Origin of the sequence: Micromonospora sp. NPDC047793, assembly GCF_040642635.1 — a bacterium.
GTDB lineage: Bacteria > Actinomycetota > Actinomycetes > Mycobacteriales > Micromonosporaceae > Micromonospora.
The window spans coordinates 118,889-134,175 of the sequence record NZ_JBEYSG010000011.1 but is presented as its reverse complement, the minus strand read 5'-3'; the positions used below and the strand labels follow the sequence as shown (position 1 = coordinate 134,175).

Here is a 15,287-nt window from a genome sequence, read left to right as displayed (position 1 = left end):
CTCGTGTCCGTGCTCGGCGGCCCGCCCCGGGCCCCGGCGGGCACGAAAAAGCCCCTCGCGCAGGAGGGGCCGCCGTGCTGTCGCGCCGTCAGCGCATCAGCACGGCTCGGTAAGAAGCAGGAAGACTCCGGCCATGACCGGCAGTGTACCGCGACCCCTCGGGCACCGCCGCCCAGTACCCCGTCAGCCGGTGTCGGGGCGACCGTCGCCGACCCGGCCGTCGAGCTCGTCGTAGCGGGTGATCGGGGCCAGCGGCGCACCGGCCCGGTACGCCGCGCGGGCCAGCGCGTAGCCACCCACCGGGGCGGTGAACAGTTGCAGGCCGACCGCCACCAGCACCACCACGGCGGTACGCACGCTCGGGATCAGCAGCAGCACCCCGAACAGCACACAACTGAGGCCGAGGCTGGCCGCCTTGGCGACCGCGTTCATCCGGTGGTAGACGTCGGGCAGGCGGACCAGGCCCACCGCGCTGATCGAGATCAGGACGGTGCCGAGCAGCAGCAGCGCCCAGGCCAGTGCCGTGCGGATCACCGCTGCCCCCGGCGCACCAGCCGGGCCATCGCCACCGTGGCCAGGAAACTCACCAGCGTCCCGGTGAGCACCAGGTCCAGCAGGTCCGGCGCGTCCAGCCGGGCGGCGAGCACCGCCAGGGCGGCCAGGAAGACGAAGAAGCCCAGGTCCAGCGCGGCGGCCCGGTCGGCGTCGGTCGGTCCGCGTACCAGCCGGCCGATCACCACCGCCATCGCGCACGCCAGGACCACCAGCACCACGTCCAGCAGGATCATCGCGACCTCCACGTCTCGGGCGGGTCGTTCTCGGACGGACCACCGTCGTCGGAGGAGCCGTCGTCGGGTCGGCCGCCGCCGGCCGGGTGCGTGGCCGGGCGGATCGCGGCGAGCACCCGCCACTCCAGTTCGGTGACCTCGCGGCGGAACGCGACCGGGTCGGCGGCGTACACGCCGTGCACCCAGAGGGTCGCGGGCTCCCGCCGGATCGCCAGGGTCAGCGTGCCCGGGGTCAGGCTGACCGCCAGGGCCACCGCGGCGACCTCGACGTCGGTGCCGGCCCGTAGCGGCACCCGCACCACCGCCGGTTCCAGTCGCGACCCCGGCGTGAGGATCTCCCACGCCACGGCCAGGTTCGCCTGCACCAACCGGACCGCGAAGTAGCCGGTGAACCGTAGGATCCGGCCCAGGCGTACCACCGTCCGGCGGGCCAGCGCCGGTGTCGCGCTCATCGCCCGGTCACCGCCCGCACGTAGCCGGCCGGGTCGCGGAGTCCGTCCGCCGCCGTCTCCGCCACCGTCAGCAGCGGCTGCGCGGCCAGCCCCGCGACCAGCGAGAGCACGGCCAGGGCCAGCGGCGGGGCGACCAGCGACCGCCCGATCCGGCCGGTGACCGCGTCGGTGGCCGGCTCACCGGTGAACAACGCGCTCCAGATCTTCAGCATGGAGAGCAGGGTGACCAGGCTGACCAGCACCGCCACCGTCATCGCCCACCACGCGTCGACCTCGGCGGCGGCCCGCAGCAACAGGAACTTCGCCAGGAAGCCGGAGAACGGCGGCAGTCCGGCCAGCGATAGCGCCGCACCGGCGAAGGCCAGGGCCAACGCGGGGCGCTGCACGGCGAGGCCACCGGTGCCGTCCAGCCGGTCGGTGCCCCGGCCGGCGCGTACCGCCGCCGCGCAGAGCAGCAGCGCCGCCTTCACCAGCACGTACTGGGCCAGGTAGTACACCGCCGCGGCCAGGCTCGCGGCGGTGAACAGCGCCACGCCGAGCAGCACGTAGCCGATCTGGCTGACCATGTGGAAGACGAGGATCCGGCGCATCGAGCCCTCGCCGACCGCGCCGAGCACGCCGACCACCATCGACAGCAGCGCCACCACGCCGAGCAGCCAGTGGTACGCCGGGTCGCCGCCGTACACCACCGCGTAGATCCGGATGACGGCGTAGAGACCCACCTTGGTCAGCAGGCCGGAGAAGAGCGCCACCACCACCGGCGAGGCCACCGGATAGGTGCGGGGCAGCCAGTCGTGCACCGGGACCAGCGCGCTCTTGACGCCCAGGGCGAGCAGCACCACGCCGCCGGCCACCGCCACGGCCGGCTCGTCGCGGGCCGCCCCGGCGAGGTCTCCCAGTCCGACCGCTCCGGTGGTGCCGTAGACCAGCGCGACTCCGCCCAGCAGCAGGGTGGAGCCGAGCAGGTTCGTCGACACGTACACCCGGCCCGCACCGCCGCGCCCGATGCCCCCGGCGAGGCTCAACAGCACGTACGAGGGCACCAGCATGACCTCGATCAGCACGAACAGGTTGAACAGGTCGGTGGTGAGGAACGCGCCGTACGCCCCGGCCGAGAGCACCAGCACCAGCGGCAGGAAGTACGGGCGGCGGTCGTCGCCGGAGCCCACGGCCGACACCAGACAGCCGAGCACCACCACCGCCGACACGGTGACCAGCAGGGCGCCGAACGCGTCGGCGGCGAGGCTGATGGCCACCGGTGGCGGCCAGCCGCCGACCCTCAGCACCGGGATGTCCCCGGCGACGGTGGTGGTCACCAGCAGCGCCACGCCCGCCGACAGCACGGCGACGGTGGTGACCAGTGCGGCGACCCGGTGCGTCCGGAGCCGCCCCGGCAGGGCGAGCAGCCCACCGGCCACCAGCAGGGGCCCGGCGACGGGGAACAGGAGCAGCAGGGTCACCGCCGTACCCCGTCCGGTCCGGTCGGTGCCGGACCACTCTCGGGATCGCCGTCCCCGGCACGCTCGTCGGCGTCGGTCTCGCCCGGGCCGTCCGGGTCGGTGACGCCGCCGGGGCCGTCGGCGTCGGCGTCCGGGTCCGCGGAGCCCCGACGCAGCAGGCCGAGCAGGTGCACGGTGACCCCGAAGGTGATCACGATCGCGGTCAGCACGAACGCCTGCGGCAGCGGGTCCGCCGTGTCCGGGCCCACCTCACGGACCGGCGCCGTGCGGCGGCCGAGCCCGCCGGCGGCCAGCAGCACCACGTTGACCGCGTGGCCGAGCAGGACGAAACCCAGTACCACGCGCAGGTGTCCGGGCCGGACCAGCAGGAACACCCCGGCGGCGACCAGCGTGCCGACGAGCACGGCGGCGCTCATCGGGCGGCGCCGACGGGCGGGGCGGCGGCGGGCGGGGCGCCCGAGGGCAGCCCGAGCCGCCGGACGGCGGCCACCACCAGCGCCAGGACCATCAGGTAGACGCCGAGGTCGAACACCAGCGCGGTGGAGAGCGTCGGCAGCGGGTCGGGCGTGCTCAGGCCGAGCGGGGCGAGCAGGGGTTCGCCGACGGCCAGCGGGGCCGCCCCGGCGCCGACGGCGATCAGCAACCCGGCGGCCACCAGCGGCACCGCCGGCACCCGGCCCAGCAGGGGCGCCCCGCCGGGATGGGCCAGTTGCCCGAGCCCGACCGCCGTACCGGCCAGCAACGCCCCGATGAATCCGCCGCCGGTGGCCTCGTGCCCGCGTAGGAACAGCAGCGCCGAGACGACCAGCATCACCGGTGCCAGCATCCGGTAGGCGAACGCGAGCACCACGTCGTCGTCGGCCGGGTCGCCGACGTCGGGCCGGGCCGGGCGGTCAGCGCCGAGCCGGACCAGCCCGAGGGCCACCACCGCGAGCACCACCGCCTCGCCCAGGGTGTCCAGGGCGCGGAAGTCGACCAGGATGGTGTTGACCACGTTCGCGCCGCCGGTCAACTCCTCCGCCCGGTCGAGGTACCACCGTCCCGGACCGGACGGTTCGCCCCGGCCGGTCAGCACGGCGGTGCCGGCCGCCGCGGCGACACCGGTCACCACCGCGAGCGCGGCGGCGGCGGTCACCGACCAGCGCCGCCCGACCGGGGCCAGCCGGTCCGGCTGCTGGCGCAGGGCCAGCATCACGACGACCGCGGTCAGCACCTCGACCAACATCAGGGTCAGTGCCACGTCCGGCGCGCCGACCGTCAGGAACCAGGCCGACAGCAGCAGACCCACCACCCCGGTCAGCCCGATCGCGGCCAGCGCGGACCGCGCCGCCAGCAGACCGGCGAGCGTCGTGACGAGCAGGCCGACCAGCAGCCAGTCGCCGGGGCGGGCCGGGTCGACGTGCGGCAGGGGCGCGACGTCGGCCAGCAACGCGGCGCCCGCCGCCAGCACCACCACCGCCACCAGCGGGCGGACCAGGAAAGGCGCCGGGCCGGTGGCGTGCGCCGGGCGGGCCACCAGCGCGCCGACCCGGAGCAGCCGTCGCCGGCCGCGTTCGACCAGCTCGGCGAAGGGCGGTGTGGTGGGTACGGCCCGCAGCAGCCGGTCCACCCGGACCCGGCCGAGGAACATCAGCGTGCCCAGCAGCACGGTGGCGGCGCTGAGGCCCAGTGCGGGCGTGAAGCCGTGCCAGAACGCCAGGTACGGCGGTGTGCCCTCCGGCCGGGCCGCGTCGGCGGCGCGTTCCACCAGTGGACTCAGCACCGACACCGCCGGACCGAGCACGGTCGCCGTCACCGCGGCGACCGCCGCCGGGGCGAGGAACGCCCAGGAGGGTTCGCGCAGTCGCCGCTGCCGGGTCGGCCCCTCGACCATCCCGTGCACCAGGCGGGCCGCGTACGCGAAGGTGAGCACGGAGGCGAGGACACCGAGCCCGGCGGCGACCCAGCCCAGCCGGCCGACGCCGTGCGCATCGCCGAATGCCTCGAAGATCGCCTCCTTGCCGACGAACCCGATGGTGGGCGGTAACCCCGCCATCGACATCGCGGCCAGCACGGTGAGCCAGACCGTCACCGGCATCACCCGGTGCAGACCGGACAGCTCCCGGACGTCCCGGCTGCCCGCCTGGTGGTCGATGATGCCGACCAGCATGAACAGCGTCGCCTTGAACAACGCGTGCGCGACGGTGTACAGGATCGCCGCCGCGTCGGCCGCCGGGGTGCCCACGCCGATCACGCCGACCAGCAGCCCGAGCTGGCTGACGGTCGAGTACGCCAGCAGCGCCTTGAGGTCGTACTGCCGCAGCGCCAACAGCGCGCCGACGATCGCGGTGAGCAGCCCGACCGACATCAGTGTGACGTCCCACACCACCGTGCCGCCGAACACGGCGGAGAAGCGCATCAGCAGGTAGATGCCGGCCTTGACCATCGTCGCCGCGTGCAGGTACGCGCTCACCGGGGTGATCGCCACCATCGCGCCGGGCAGCCAGAAGTGGAACGGCAACTGGGCCGACTTGGTGATCGCGGCGAGCACGATCAGGGCCCCGGCCGCCCAGGCGGTGCCGCCGCGCAGCCGCTCCGGCTCGGCGACGATCGTCTCCAGGCTGGTGGTGCCGGTCTGCACCGCCAGCAGCACGATCGCGGTCAGCAGGGCGAGCCCGCCGGCCACGGTGACCAGCAGCGCCTGCACGGCCGGGCCGGTGGCCGCCGGACGTCCGCCCTGTCCGATCAGGACGAACGAGAGGATGGAGGTCAGCTCCCAGAAGACGAAGAGGACCAGCAGGTCGTCGGCGAGCACCAGGCCCAGCATCGCGGCGGCGAACAGGGTCATGGTGACGTACACCCGCTCCTGCCCGTCGTCGTCGACGCTGAGGTAGCGGGGGCAGTAGGCCATGATCAGCGCGCCGACGCCGAGCGCCAGCAGCGCGAAGACCAGACCGAGCGCGTCCATCCGCAACGCGGCGTCGACTCCGAGGCCGGGCAGCCACCGCCAGCCGAGGGTGACGTACCGGTCGTCCAGGATCGTCGGCAGCCGGGTGAGCAGCAGACCGGCCGCGACCAGGTAGCCGACGGCCAGTGGGTAGCCGGCGTTCCGCCCGAGGCGCCGGGTCAGCAGCGGTACGCAGGCCGCCAGCCCGAGCTGCCAGGCGAGCGCCACGGCGAGGATCACGACGCCGCCCGCCCGGCCGGGAGCACCTCGGATGCCGGTGCCGTCGCCATGTCAACGCCCGGTGGCACGGTCGCCGGACGCCCCCGGGCCGGGGCGGCCCCACGGGGTCTGCGTCCGGTCGCGCATGTCCCTCCTCGGTCAGGTGTCGGGGCGTCCGGCGCCGCTTACCCGGCAGAACCGACGACATGCGCTGCGTGAACCACAAATCAGTCAGTAAGCACCCAAACACCTGCGCCAGTCGGCGTTGGCGAGAAACATGGTTAGCCTGAGAGGCCAGTGAGATTGTTGCGGCAGACGAGGCTCGCACGTCGCGAACCCAACGGCGGGTCCAGGTGCTCCGTACAGAGCTGCCGTGACGGCGACGAGGAGGAGGCCCGTGACTCAACAGACCTGGGACGAAGTTGGCGGATTGCTGCCGCACGACGAGTTCCGCGCAGCGAGCGACGCCATCGTGGCCAACATCGAACAGGTCATCGAGGGCAAGACCGCCACCGTGCGGCTTGCTCTGGCCGTCCTGCTCGCCGAAGGGCATCTGCTCATCGAGGATGTGCCCGGCGTCGGCAAGACCAAGCTGGCCAAGGCCCTCGCGCGCTCCATCGACTGCTCCGTCCGCCGCATCCAGTTCACCCCCGACCTGCTGCCCAGCGACGTCACCGGCGTCAGCGTCTACAACCAGGAGACGCACGACTTCGAGTTCCGGCCGGGTGCCGTCTTCGCCAACCTGGTCGTCGGCGACGAGATCAACCGGGCCTCGCCGAAGACCCAGTCCGCGCTGCTGGAGTGCATGGAGGAACGGCAGGTCACCGTCGACGGGGTGACGTACCAGTTGCAGACCCCGTTCATGGTGATCGCCACCCAGAACCCGATCGAGATGGAGGGCACGTACCCCCTGCCGGAGGCGCAGCGGGACCGCTTCACCGCCCGGATCGCGATGGGCTACCCCGACCCCAGTGCCGAGCTGGCGATGCTCGACGCCCACGGCGCGGTGGACCCGCTGCCGGCACTGCGCCCGGTCTCCGACGCCGACACCGTGCGCCGGCTGATCGGTCACGTCCGGCAGGTGCACGTCGCCGACGCGGTCAAGCAGTACGCGATCGACCTGGTCACCGCCACCCGCGAGGCACCCGAACTGCGGCTCGGCGCGTCCCCGCGATGCACCCTGCAACTGCTGCGCACCGCCCGCGCGGTGGCCGCCCTCGACGGGCGCGACTACGTCCTCCCCGACGATCTCCAGGTACTCGCCGTACCGGTCCTGGCGCACCGGCTCATCCCCACCGCCGACGCCCAGCTCGCCCGGCGTACCACCGACGCGATCGTGGCGGACCTGGTGCACCGGCTGCCGCTGCCGCACGACCGCCAGCGTTCGCCGTACGACAGCCGCCCGCCGGCCGGCAACGGTCGCGCCCCGTTCGAACCCCGGAGGCCGTGACGTGCGTGACGGCTTACGCGGCCTGACCACCCGCGGTCGCTCCTTCCTGGCCGCCGCGCTGGCGGCCGCCGTCTCCGCCGGCATCCTCGGCGAGAAGGACCTGCTGCGAGTGGCCGTGCTGCTGGCCGTCCTCCCGCTGCTCGCCGCGCTCTACGTCGGCCGCAGCCGTTACAAGCTCGCCTGTCACCGCTCGCTGGACCCGCACCGGGTGCCGGTCGGCGCCACCGCCCGGATGGTGCTGCGGTTGCAGAACCTGTCCCGGTTGCCCACCGGAACCCTGCTGCTGGAGGACCGACTGCCGTACGCGCTCGGCAGCCGGCCCCGGGTGGTGCTGGAACGGCTCGGCGCGCACCAGGCCAGCTCGGTGGCGTACACCGTGCGGGCGGACGTGCGCGGCCGGTACGAGGTGGGGCCGCTGGTGGTCCGGATGACCGACCCGTTCGGTCTGTGCGAACTGAGCCGGGCCTTCCCGGGCACCGACTCGCTGACCGTGGTGCCGCAGGTGGTGCCGCTGCCGGCGGTGCGGCTGCCCGGTGAGTACGCCGGCAGCGGCGAGAGCCGGGCCCGCTCGGTGGCGGTGCACGGCGAGGACGACGCGGCGACCCGCGAGTACCGGCGCGGCGACGACCTGCGCCGGGTGCACTGGAAGTCGACCGCGCGCACCGGGGAGCTGATGGTGCGCCGGGAGGAACAGCCCTGGGAGAGCCGCGCGACGGTCCTGCTGGACACCCGGGCGTACGGCCACCAGGGCGACGGCCCGACGGCCAGTTTCGAGTGGGCCGTCTCGGCCGCCGCCAGCATCGCCGTGCACCTGCGTCAGGCCGGCTACAAGCTGCGCCTGGTCACCGGCTCCGGCGCGGACGTGAACGCGACCGAGGGCGCCGGTGACGGTCTGCTCCTCGACCAGCTCGCGGAGGTCCGGCTGGACGAACGCGTCGAGATCACCGCCCTGGTGCAACACGTCCGGCAGCGCTCCGACGGCGGTCTGATCATCGGCGTCTTCGGGTCGCTGAGCACCGCCGAGGCGGAGGTGCTGTCCGGGCTGCGGGCCAACGGCGCCACCTGCGTCTGCTTCCTGCTGGACAGCTCTGCCTGGCTGAACCTGCCGGCGCAGGCCCGGACCGAGGCCGACCAGGCACACGACACCGCCGCGCTGGCCCTGATGCAGTCCGGCTGGCGGGTGATCGGCGTCGACCACGGCGGCCGGTTGCCGGCGCTCTGGCCGCAGGCCGGCCGGGGCTCGCAGGGTTTCGCCCTGCGGGCCGCGATGGCCGAGACGGTGGCCGGCGGCGTGCGATGAACGGAAGGTCCCTCTCATGATCGCCCATCGGAACCTGGGTCTGGTGGCCGCCGCCGCGACCCTGCTCGCCGCCGCGCCCCTGTCGGCCATCTTCGAACAGTGGACCTGGCTGGTGCAGTCGGTCATCGCGGTGGCCGCGGTGGCCGCCGCGGCGGCCCTGTCCCGGCTCGGCCGGACCCCGCTGTGGGCCCAGATCCTGGCCATGGTCGCCGGCCTCACCCTGGCCCTGACCTGGCTCTTCCCCAGCGGCGAGGAACTGCTCGCGGTGCTGCCCACGCCGGCCACCTTCGGGCACTTCGCCGAGTTGCTCAGCTCCTCGGTCGACGACATGCGCTCGCACGGCGTGAAGGTGCCGGACACCGACCCGCTGCTGTTCATCACCGTGCTCGGCGTCGGCGGCGTCGCGGTCCTGGTCGACGTGCTCTGCGTCGGGCTGCGCCGGCCCGCCCTGGCCGGCCTGCCGATGCTGGCCATCTACTCGGTGCCGGTGGCGGTCTACGTGGACAGCGTGCCGCCGCTGCCGTTCGCCATCGGGGCCGCCGGCTTCCTCTGGCTGCTGGTCACCGACAACGTCGACCGGGTCCGGCGGTTCGGCCGGCGGTTCACCGGGGACGGCCGCGACGTCGACGTCTGGGAGGCGTCCCCGCTGGCCGCCGCCGGACGGCGGCTGGCCGTGGTGGGCCTGGCGCTGGCCGTCCTGGTGCCGCTGGCCGTACCGGGCATGACCTCCGGCCTGATGAACAACCTGAACTCCGGCGTCGGCAGCGGTCTGGGCGGGCAGGGCTTCGGCGGCGCGCCCGGCCGCGTCGACCTGTTCGCCGCGCTCAGCGGCACGCTGAACCAGTCCGAGACCACCGACCTGGTCACCGTGACCACCACCGAGGAGGAGCCGTTCTATCTGCGCTTCGGCGTCGCCGACGAGCTGCGCGGCGACGGCTTCCGGGTACGCGGACCGAACGGCAGCCGGGTCACCGGTGAGCTGCCCGACCCGTCGGAGCAGCAGGTACGGGGGGTCGAGCGGACCCGGCACCGGGCCACCGTCGAGGTGACCCGGGCCCTGGCCATGCCGCTGATGCCGGTGTACGCCGAGCCGGTCGACTTCACCGACCTGAACCGGAACTGGTTCTACGACCAGGACCTGCAGGTGGTCTTCTCGAACCGGGAGAACTCCCGGGAGAAGTCGTACTCGTTCGACTACGTCCGTTCGACGTACACGCCGCAGGCCCTGCGCGCGGCCCGGGCGCTGTCCGCCGACGACCCCCGCCGGGTCCAGCAGACCGTCACCCCCGACGTGCCCGAGGTGCGGACCCTGGTCGCCGACCTGATCCGGGGCAAGCGCACCGAGTACGACAAGGTGCGCGCGATCTACGACTACTTCTCAGAGGAGAACGGCTTCACCTACCAGCTCAGCACCGAACAGGGCACCAGCGGGCAGGAGATCCTCGACTTCCTGGAGAACAAGGCCGGCTACTGCCAGCAGTACGCGGCGGCGCTGGCCTGGATGGTCCGCGACGCCGGCATCCCCGCCCGGGTGGCCTTCGGGTTCACCAACGGCAGTCGGCGTACCGCCGACACCCTCACCCTGACCAACCGGAACCTGCACGCCTGGACCGAGGTGTACTTCGACCAGATCGGGTGGGTGCCCTTCGACGCCACCCCGACCTACGGCGTGCCGGGCTCGGCCCGTTCCGCGTGGGCGCCGGACGTCGACGCCCCGGAGGACAACACCCCGCAGACCGACGCCACGGAGGCGCCCGACGCGGATGACCCGTCAGCCGGGCCGGACGCCGGACCGGACCAGTTCCAGGAGGGCGACGACCCGGCCGTCGGTGCCGCCCCGGGCGCGCCCACCCAGCAGGCGCCGCGCTGGCCGTGGCTGCTCGCCGTGGGCGTACTCGCCCTGCTGGCGCTGCTCGCCGTGCCGGCGCTGCGCCGGCTCGCGCTACGCCACCGCCGAGGTCGGCCGGCACCGGTGATCCGGACGGTCGACGCGACGGAGGCCACCGCCACCGGAGAGCACCGACCGGCGGTGTCGGTCGGCGCCGACCCGGACCGGGCACGGGCGGACGCGCACGCCGCCTGGGACGAACTGCTCGACACGCTTGTCGACTACCGGATCCGGGTGGACCGGACGGAGACCCCCCGGGCGACCGCCGACCGGCTGGTCCGGGAGGCCCTCGCACCGGACACCGGGGCGGGGACGGCGGCCCGTCTGCTCGGTCGCGCCGAGGAGCGGGCCCGGTACGCGCGCGACCCGCTGACCGGGGAGCCGCTGCCCACGGCCCTGCGCACGGTACGCGGTGCGCTGGCCGAGCGGGCCGACCGGCGAACCCGCCTGATGGCGACCGTGTTGCCGCCGTCGGTGCTGCAACGCTGGCGCACCACCGTCGCGGACACCTCGTCGCGGCTGGTGAACTCCGGCGGTCAGGTACGCCACCGGCTGCTGCGGTTCAGTCCGCGCCGGCTGATCGCGAACCGCGCGAGTCGCTGACCGCCCACCCGGTCCGGGCACGACAGGGCACGGTCCGGGCACGACGACACGGGCCGGGTGCCGGTGGACATCCACCGGTACCCGGCCCGTCGTGGTCTGCTGTCGCTCGCCGCCTGCTGGGGGTCGTGCTCTTCTCTCGGCCGCTCGCTGGGCAGCACGGAGCGCGCCACGTCACCGCCTTCGCCCTGGGCGCCCGAAGGACACCCGGAGCACACATCCGTCGTCGCACGCCGCTACGCCCCGGACCGATCAGGTCCGGGACGAATGCCCCGCCGTCAGGAACAGCGGGTCAGCGGTGCCCCTCCGGGCGCTGACGCCACCGGTCCTCCATCCGGTCGAGGAAACCCCCCGACCGGCGACCGGACCGTCCCCGGGACCGGCGACGACTCGCCGTGCCTCCGACGACGTGCAGGTCCGGTGACTGCGCCCGGCGGTGCGACTGCACCGCGAACGCCGCCGAGGCCAACATGACAACGAATCCCGCCACTGCCAACGGCGGAGTTTTGATCACCGCGCCATAGACCAACAACGCCAGGCCAGCGACGATCACGCCGGCAGCGACGAGCAGGCGACGCCGCGCGTGGAAACGCGGGTCGCTGGCGCGCACGGCCGAGGCGAACTTGGGGTCCTCGGCAAGCGACCGCTCGATCTGCTCGAACAGCCGCTGCTCGTGCTCCGAGAGCGGCACGGCACTCCTCCCCGGTCACGTTGGTCGGTCCGGTCGGACCGACAGACCGTGGCAGCCAACCGGCTGCTTACCCGCAAGTCTACGAGGGCCCTCGCGCGTCGGAAAGCGGGACGACCTACGGCCGCGTCGGATTTTCATTTCGTCGGGGATCACGCCCCCCGAGAAGACTGGCCGGTCCTATGACGGACCGCCCGAATCGGGCAGCCGCAGCGTCCGCCGCGACCTCCGCCTCGCGCCATCCCCGCTCGGGCGCACCGAGCGCGAGCTGCCGGGGCGTCTCGTCCGCGGAGGTCAGACCCTCCGCGCGTACGCCGACGAGGCGGATCCGCTCACCAGGCGCCAGAGCGGTGTAGAGGGACCAGGCCGTGTCGAACATCTCCCGCGCCACGTCGGTGGGCACGTCCAGGGTGCGCGACCGGCTCACCGTGCGGAAATCGGCCATCCGCACCTTGAGCGACACGGTGCGCCCCACCAGCCCACCGGCACGCAACCGGCCACCGACCTTCTCGGCGAGCGCCAACAGGGTGCGCCGGATCTCGGTCGGATCATTGACATCGACGTCGAAGGTGACCTCCGCGCCGACCGACTTCTCCGCGTGCTCGGGGCTGACCCGACGCGGATCGCGTCCCCACGCCAACTCGTGCAGGTGCCCGGCCGCCGCCGCGCCGACGGCGGTCCGCACCAACCCCAGCGGGGCCTGGGCCAGGTCGCCCACCGTGCGCAGCCCGAGCCGCAGGAGGTGCTGCTCGGCCCGCTCCCCCACTCCCCAGAGGGCGGCGACCGGCAGCGGATGGAGGAAGTCGAGGACCTGGGCGGCCGGGACCACGAGCAGGCCGTCCGGCTTGGCCCGGGTCGACCCGAGCTTGGCCACGTACTTGCTCGACGCCACCCCCACCGAACAGGTCAGCTCCTGCTCGGCGGCGACCCGCTCGCGGATCCGGCGGGCGATCGCGGCCGGCGGCCCGAACAGTCGCCGGGCACCCGCGACGTCCAGGAACGCCTCGTCCAGGGAGAGCGGCTCGACCAGCGGCGTGACGTCCCGGAAGATCTGCATGACCGCCCGCGAGGCGGCCGAGTAGCGGCTGAAGTCCGGTGGCAGGAACACCGCGTGCGGGCAGAGCGCCCGGGCCCGCATCGTCGGCATCGCGCTGCGGACGCCGTACCGCCGGGCCTCGTAGCTGGCCGAACTGACCACCCCGCGTGCGCCGACCCCGCCGACCACGACGGCCCGGCCGCGCAACTCCGGTCGGTGCCGCACCTCCACCGAGGCGAAGAAGGCGTCCATGTCGACGTGCAGGATCGAACAACCGGCGTCGTCGGCGTCCGGCCCGAACCGGGGATCGCCACCCCGGGGCAACGACTGGCTGCGTCCCACCCCGGCAGGTTAACCCCGGGGTGGGACAGGACGTCCGGTCAGCCCCGCAGCACCAGCAGCGGAATCGTCATCTCGGCCGCGGTGTCCGCGCCGTGGAAGGCCACCAGCCGGGAGACCATCGGGCTCTCCGACCGGCTGGCCAGCACGGCGTACGTGTCGTTGCAGACCACCACCACGTCGCCGACCCGCTCCAGGTGCGCCTCGGGCACCGGCCCGAACCAGCCGGCGGCCACCGCCTCGTCGCGCACCAGCACCCGGGCGGCGTCACCGAGCACAGCCGACCAGGCCGCCACCACGTCGGCGGTGGCACCCGGCGCGGTGTGCAGATACCGCACCCGGGGCTCGCCCGCGACGACCCGCACCCCGTCGGTCAGCCGAGGGTCGGTGTCCAGGTCGAACCGGTGCGCGGCGGGCACGTCGAGCTGGCCGTGGTCGGCGGTGACCAGCAACGCCCCGTCCGGCGGCAACCCGTCGACCAACCGGGCCAGCATCCCGTCCACCTCGGCCACCGAGGCCCGCCAGGGTGCCGAGTCGACGCCGCTGAGGTGCCCGTCGCGGTCCACGTCCGGGTGGTACCCGGAGACCAGGGTGGGGCCTCGGCCGGCGGTCAGCGCGGCCAACATCGTGGTGGCCACCGCGTCGACCCCGGCCGCGCCCCGGTAGTCGCCGCCCCGGTTCGCGGCCAACGTCAGGCCACTGCCGCCGAACTCCGGCCGGCTGACCACGGTCACCGCCACCCCGGCGGCCCGGGCCCGCTCCAACTGGGTGGCGACCGGCTGCCAGCGCAGCGGCGACGGGTCGCCGGACCACTCGATGTGGTTGAGCACCCGCTCGGTGCCGGGCACCCGCAGCGTGAACCCGAGCACCCCGTGCGCGCCGGGTGCCGCCCCGGTGCCCAGGGTGACCAGGCTGACCGGGGTGGTGGAAGGGAAGCCGCAGGTGAGCGGCCGACCGGCCGCCGCGGTCAACCCGGCCAGGGTCGGCGCGTACGGCGCGGCGGTCGGGATCTGGTACCACCCGAGCCCGTCGACCAGCAGCACCGCGATCCGGCGTACGCCGGAGAGGTCGGCACCGAGGTCGAGCAGATCGGCGGCACCGGGCACACCGAGCACCGCGAGCGCGCTGGGCAGCACGTCGGCGATGCTCCCCCCGCCGTACTCCGGCGTGACAGGTGCAAGGAAGGGCACCTTGTTAACGCCTGGTGCATAGGAAGGGCCCCCTCCTAACACCGGGGGGCGCACGGCTGCTCCCTCCGGGCCGGTCATGCCGGACGGCGGGCGAACAGGTGCAGTTGCGCCGCCAGATCCCGCCAGGGCGGCCGGGCGGCCAGCGCCCGTTCCAGCTCCAACAGGGCGCCCGGCTGGCCATCCGCCACGGCTGCGGGCAGCAGGTCGGCGAGCACGCGTACGCCGTGGATCTCCTCGACGGCGAGCCCGGCGGCGGCCAGCAGCGCGGTGGCGCCGTCGGCGTCGAAACGTCGCCGCAGCGTGTCCCGGGAACCGGCGGTGCCGTCGGGGTCGGCGGCGAGCGTCGTCGCCACGTCCAGGTGGCCGTTCATCGCCCGGCCGAGCACCGCCGCCGCCCGCCCGGCGACCAGCACGCTGGCCGCACCGCCCGGCCGCAGCGCCCCGGCCAGCGCGGCCACCACCGGCGCCGGATCGTCGACGACCTCCAGGACGGCGTGGCAGAGCACCAGGTCCACGCTGGCCGGCTCGACCAGTCCGGCGAGCGCGTCACCGTCGCCCTGCACGGCGCGTACCCGCTGCGCCACCCCGGCCTCGGCGGCCCGGCGGCTGAGCGCGGCCAGCGCGTCGGGGCTGGCGTCGACCACGGTGACCCGGTGCCCGGCCCGGGCCAGCGGCACGGCGAAGCCACCGGTGCCACCGCCGACGTCGAGCACGGTCAGCTCGGCGGCGGGTCGGCGGTCCAATTCGGCGCGGAGCACCGACCAGACCACGGCGGTACGGGGGGTGAGCGGCGGCCCGGCCGGATTCGGGGTCTGTTCCACCCGGTCGAGCCTAGGGCCTGCCCGGCCGGTCATGTGCGGCGAGGCACGCCGTCGGGGCGGCGCGGGCCGACGACGGGACACGCGGCCGGCGACGCGCGGGCCCGACGGCGAGACGCACCGCCGGCGGCGG

Annotated in this window: 13 protein-coding genes; 3 read left to right on the top strand and 10 right to left on the bottom strand. The window is 74.3% G+C overall.

The genetic code is table 11. The annotated features are described in order from the left end of the window. Window positions 1–183 precede the first annotated feature (183 nt). The 6 genes from mnhG to mbhE are packed head-to-tail and all read right to left on the bottom strand — an operon-like array spanning window position 184 to window position 5,866. Window positions 184–534, bottom strand: a complete 351-nt coding sequence (gene mnhG, locus ABZ738_RS21805) for a monovalent cation/H(+) antiporter subunit G (RefSeq protein WP_131053918.1) — start codon at window positions 532–534, stop codon at window positions 184–186. After that, on the bottom strand, window positions 531–788 hold the full coding sequence (locus tag ABZ738_RS21800) for a monovalent cation/H+ antiporter complex subunit F (protein ID WP_357215802.1): 258 nt from the start codon (window positions 786–788) through the stop codon (window positions 531–533). Before ABZ738_RS21800 ends, mnhG begins: the two co-directional genes overlap by 4 nt. Further along, window positions 785–1,240 (bottom strand): Na+/H+ antiporter subunit E, encoded by a 456-nt coding sequence (locus ABZ738_RS21795; RefSeq protein WP_131053920.1) that lies wholly within the window; start codon window positions 1,238–1,240, stop codon window positions 785–787. Before ABZ738_RS21795 ends, ABZ738_RS21800 begins: the two co-directional genes overlap by 4 nt. Next, window positions 1,237–2,700, bottom strand: a complete 1,464-nt coding sequence (locus ABZ738_RS21790; RefSeq protein WP_131053921.1) for a proton-conducting transporter membrane subunit — start codon at window positions 2,698–2,700, stop codon at window positions 1,237–1,239. Before ABZ738_RS21790 ends, ABZ738_RS21795 begins: the two co-directional genes overlap by 4 nt. Then, the gene (locus tag ABZ738_RS21785; RefSeq protein WP_131053922.1) at window positions 2,697–3,116 is read right to left on the bottom strand and encodes a sodium:proton antiporter; all 420 of its coding nucleotides are present in this window, start codon (window positions 3,114–3,116) and stop codon (window positions 2,697–2,699) included. The genes ABZ738_RS21790 and ABZ738_RS21785 overlap by 4 nt, the downstream gene beginning before the upstream one ends. After that, window positions 3,113–5,866 (bottom strand): hydrogen gas-evolving membrane-bound hydrogenase subunit E, encoded by a 2,754-nt coding sequence (mbhE, locus tag ABZ738_RS21780; protein WP_357215798.1) that lies wholly within the window; start codon window positions 5,864–5,866, stop codon window positions 3,113–3,115. The genes ABZ738_RS21785 and mbhE overlap by 4 nt, the downstream gene beginning before the upstream one ends. Window positions 5,867–6,242: 376 nt before the next feature. Between mbhE and ABZ738_RS21775 the strand changes: the two genes are divergently transcribed. Genes ABZ738_RS21775 through ABZ738_RS21765 form a run of 3 tightly spaced genes read left to right on the top strand, consistent with a single transcriptional unit; the run spans window position 6,243 to window position 11,086 of the window. Continuing rightward, window positions 6,243–7,295, top strand: coding sequence for a MoxR family ATPase (locus ABZ738_RS21775; RefSeq protein WP_176094881.1), 1,053 nt, complete (start codon window positions 6,243–6,245; stop codon window positions 7,293–7,295). Window position 7,296: 1 nt separating this feature from the next. Then, the gene (locus tag ABZ738_RS21770) at window positions 7,297–8,595 is read left to right on the top strand and encodes a DUF58 domain-containing protein (protein ID WP_131055598.1); all 1,299 of its coding nucleotides are present in this window, start codon (window positions 7,297–7,299) and stop codon (window positions 8,593–8,595) included. A 16-nt stretch (window positions 8,596–8,611) separates the two neighbouring features. Then, complete coding sequence (locus ABZ738_RS21765; RefSeq protein WP_357215795.1) at window positions 8,612–11,086, top strand: DUF3488 and transglutaminase-like domain-containing protein; 2,475 nt, start codon at window positions 8,612–8,614, stop codon at window positions 11,084–11,086. A 289-nt stretch (window positions 11,087–11,375) separates the two neighbouring features. On the opposite strand, the gene ABZ738_RS21760 is transcribed toward ABZ738_RS21765, so the two are convergent. The 4 genes from ABZ738_RS21760 to ABZ738_RS21745 all read right to left on the bottom strand — a co-directional run bounded on the left by ABZ738_RS21760 (window position 11,376) and on the right by ABZ738_RS21745 (window position 15,190). Further along, entirely contained in the window at window positions 11,376–11,774 is a 399-nt protein-coding gene (locus ABZ738_RS21760; RefSeq protein WP_131056765.1) for a DUF3040 domain-containing protein, read from the bottom strand. A 115-nt stretch (window positions 11,775–11,889) separates the two neighbouring features. Continuing rightward, window positions 11,890–13,149: a DNA polymerase IV gene (locus tag ABZ738_RS21755; RefSeq protein ID WP_131056763.1), complete on the bottom strand. Its 1,260-nt coding sequence runs from the start codon at window positions 13,147–13,149 to the stop codon at window positions 11,890–11,892. 38 nt (window positions 13,150–13,187) lie between these two features. Further along, window positions 13,188–14,336 carry a nucleotide pyrophosphatase/phosphodiesterase family protein gene (locus tag ABZ738_RS21750; RefSeq protein WP_357215791.1) on the bottom strand — a complete coding sequence of 383 codons (1,149 nt, stop codon included), beginning with the start codon at window positions 14,334–14,336 and terminating at the stop codon, window positions 13,188–13,190. Between the two features lie 74 nt (window positions 14,337–14,410). Next, window positions 14,411–15,190, bottom strand: coding sequence for a methyltransferase domain-containing protein (locus ABZ738_RS21745; RefSeq protein ID WP_176094886.1), 780 nt, complete (start codon window positions 15,188–15,190; stop codon window positions 14,411–14,413). Window positions 15,191–15,287: the final 97 nt, after the last annotated feature.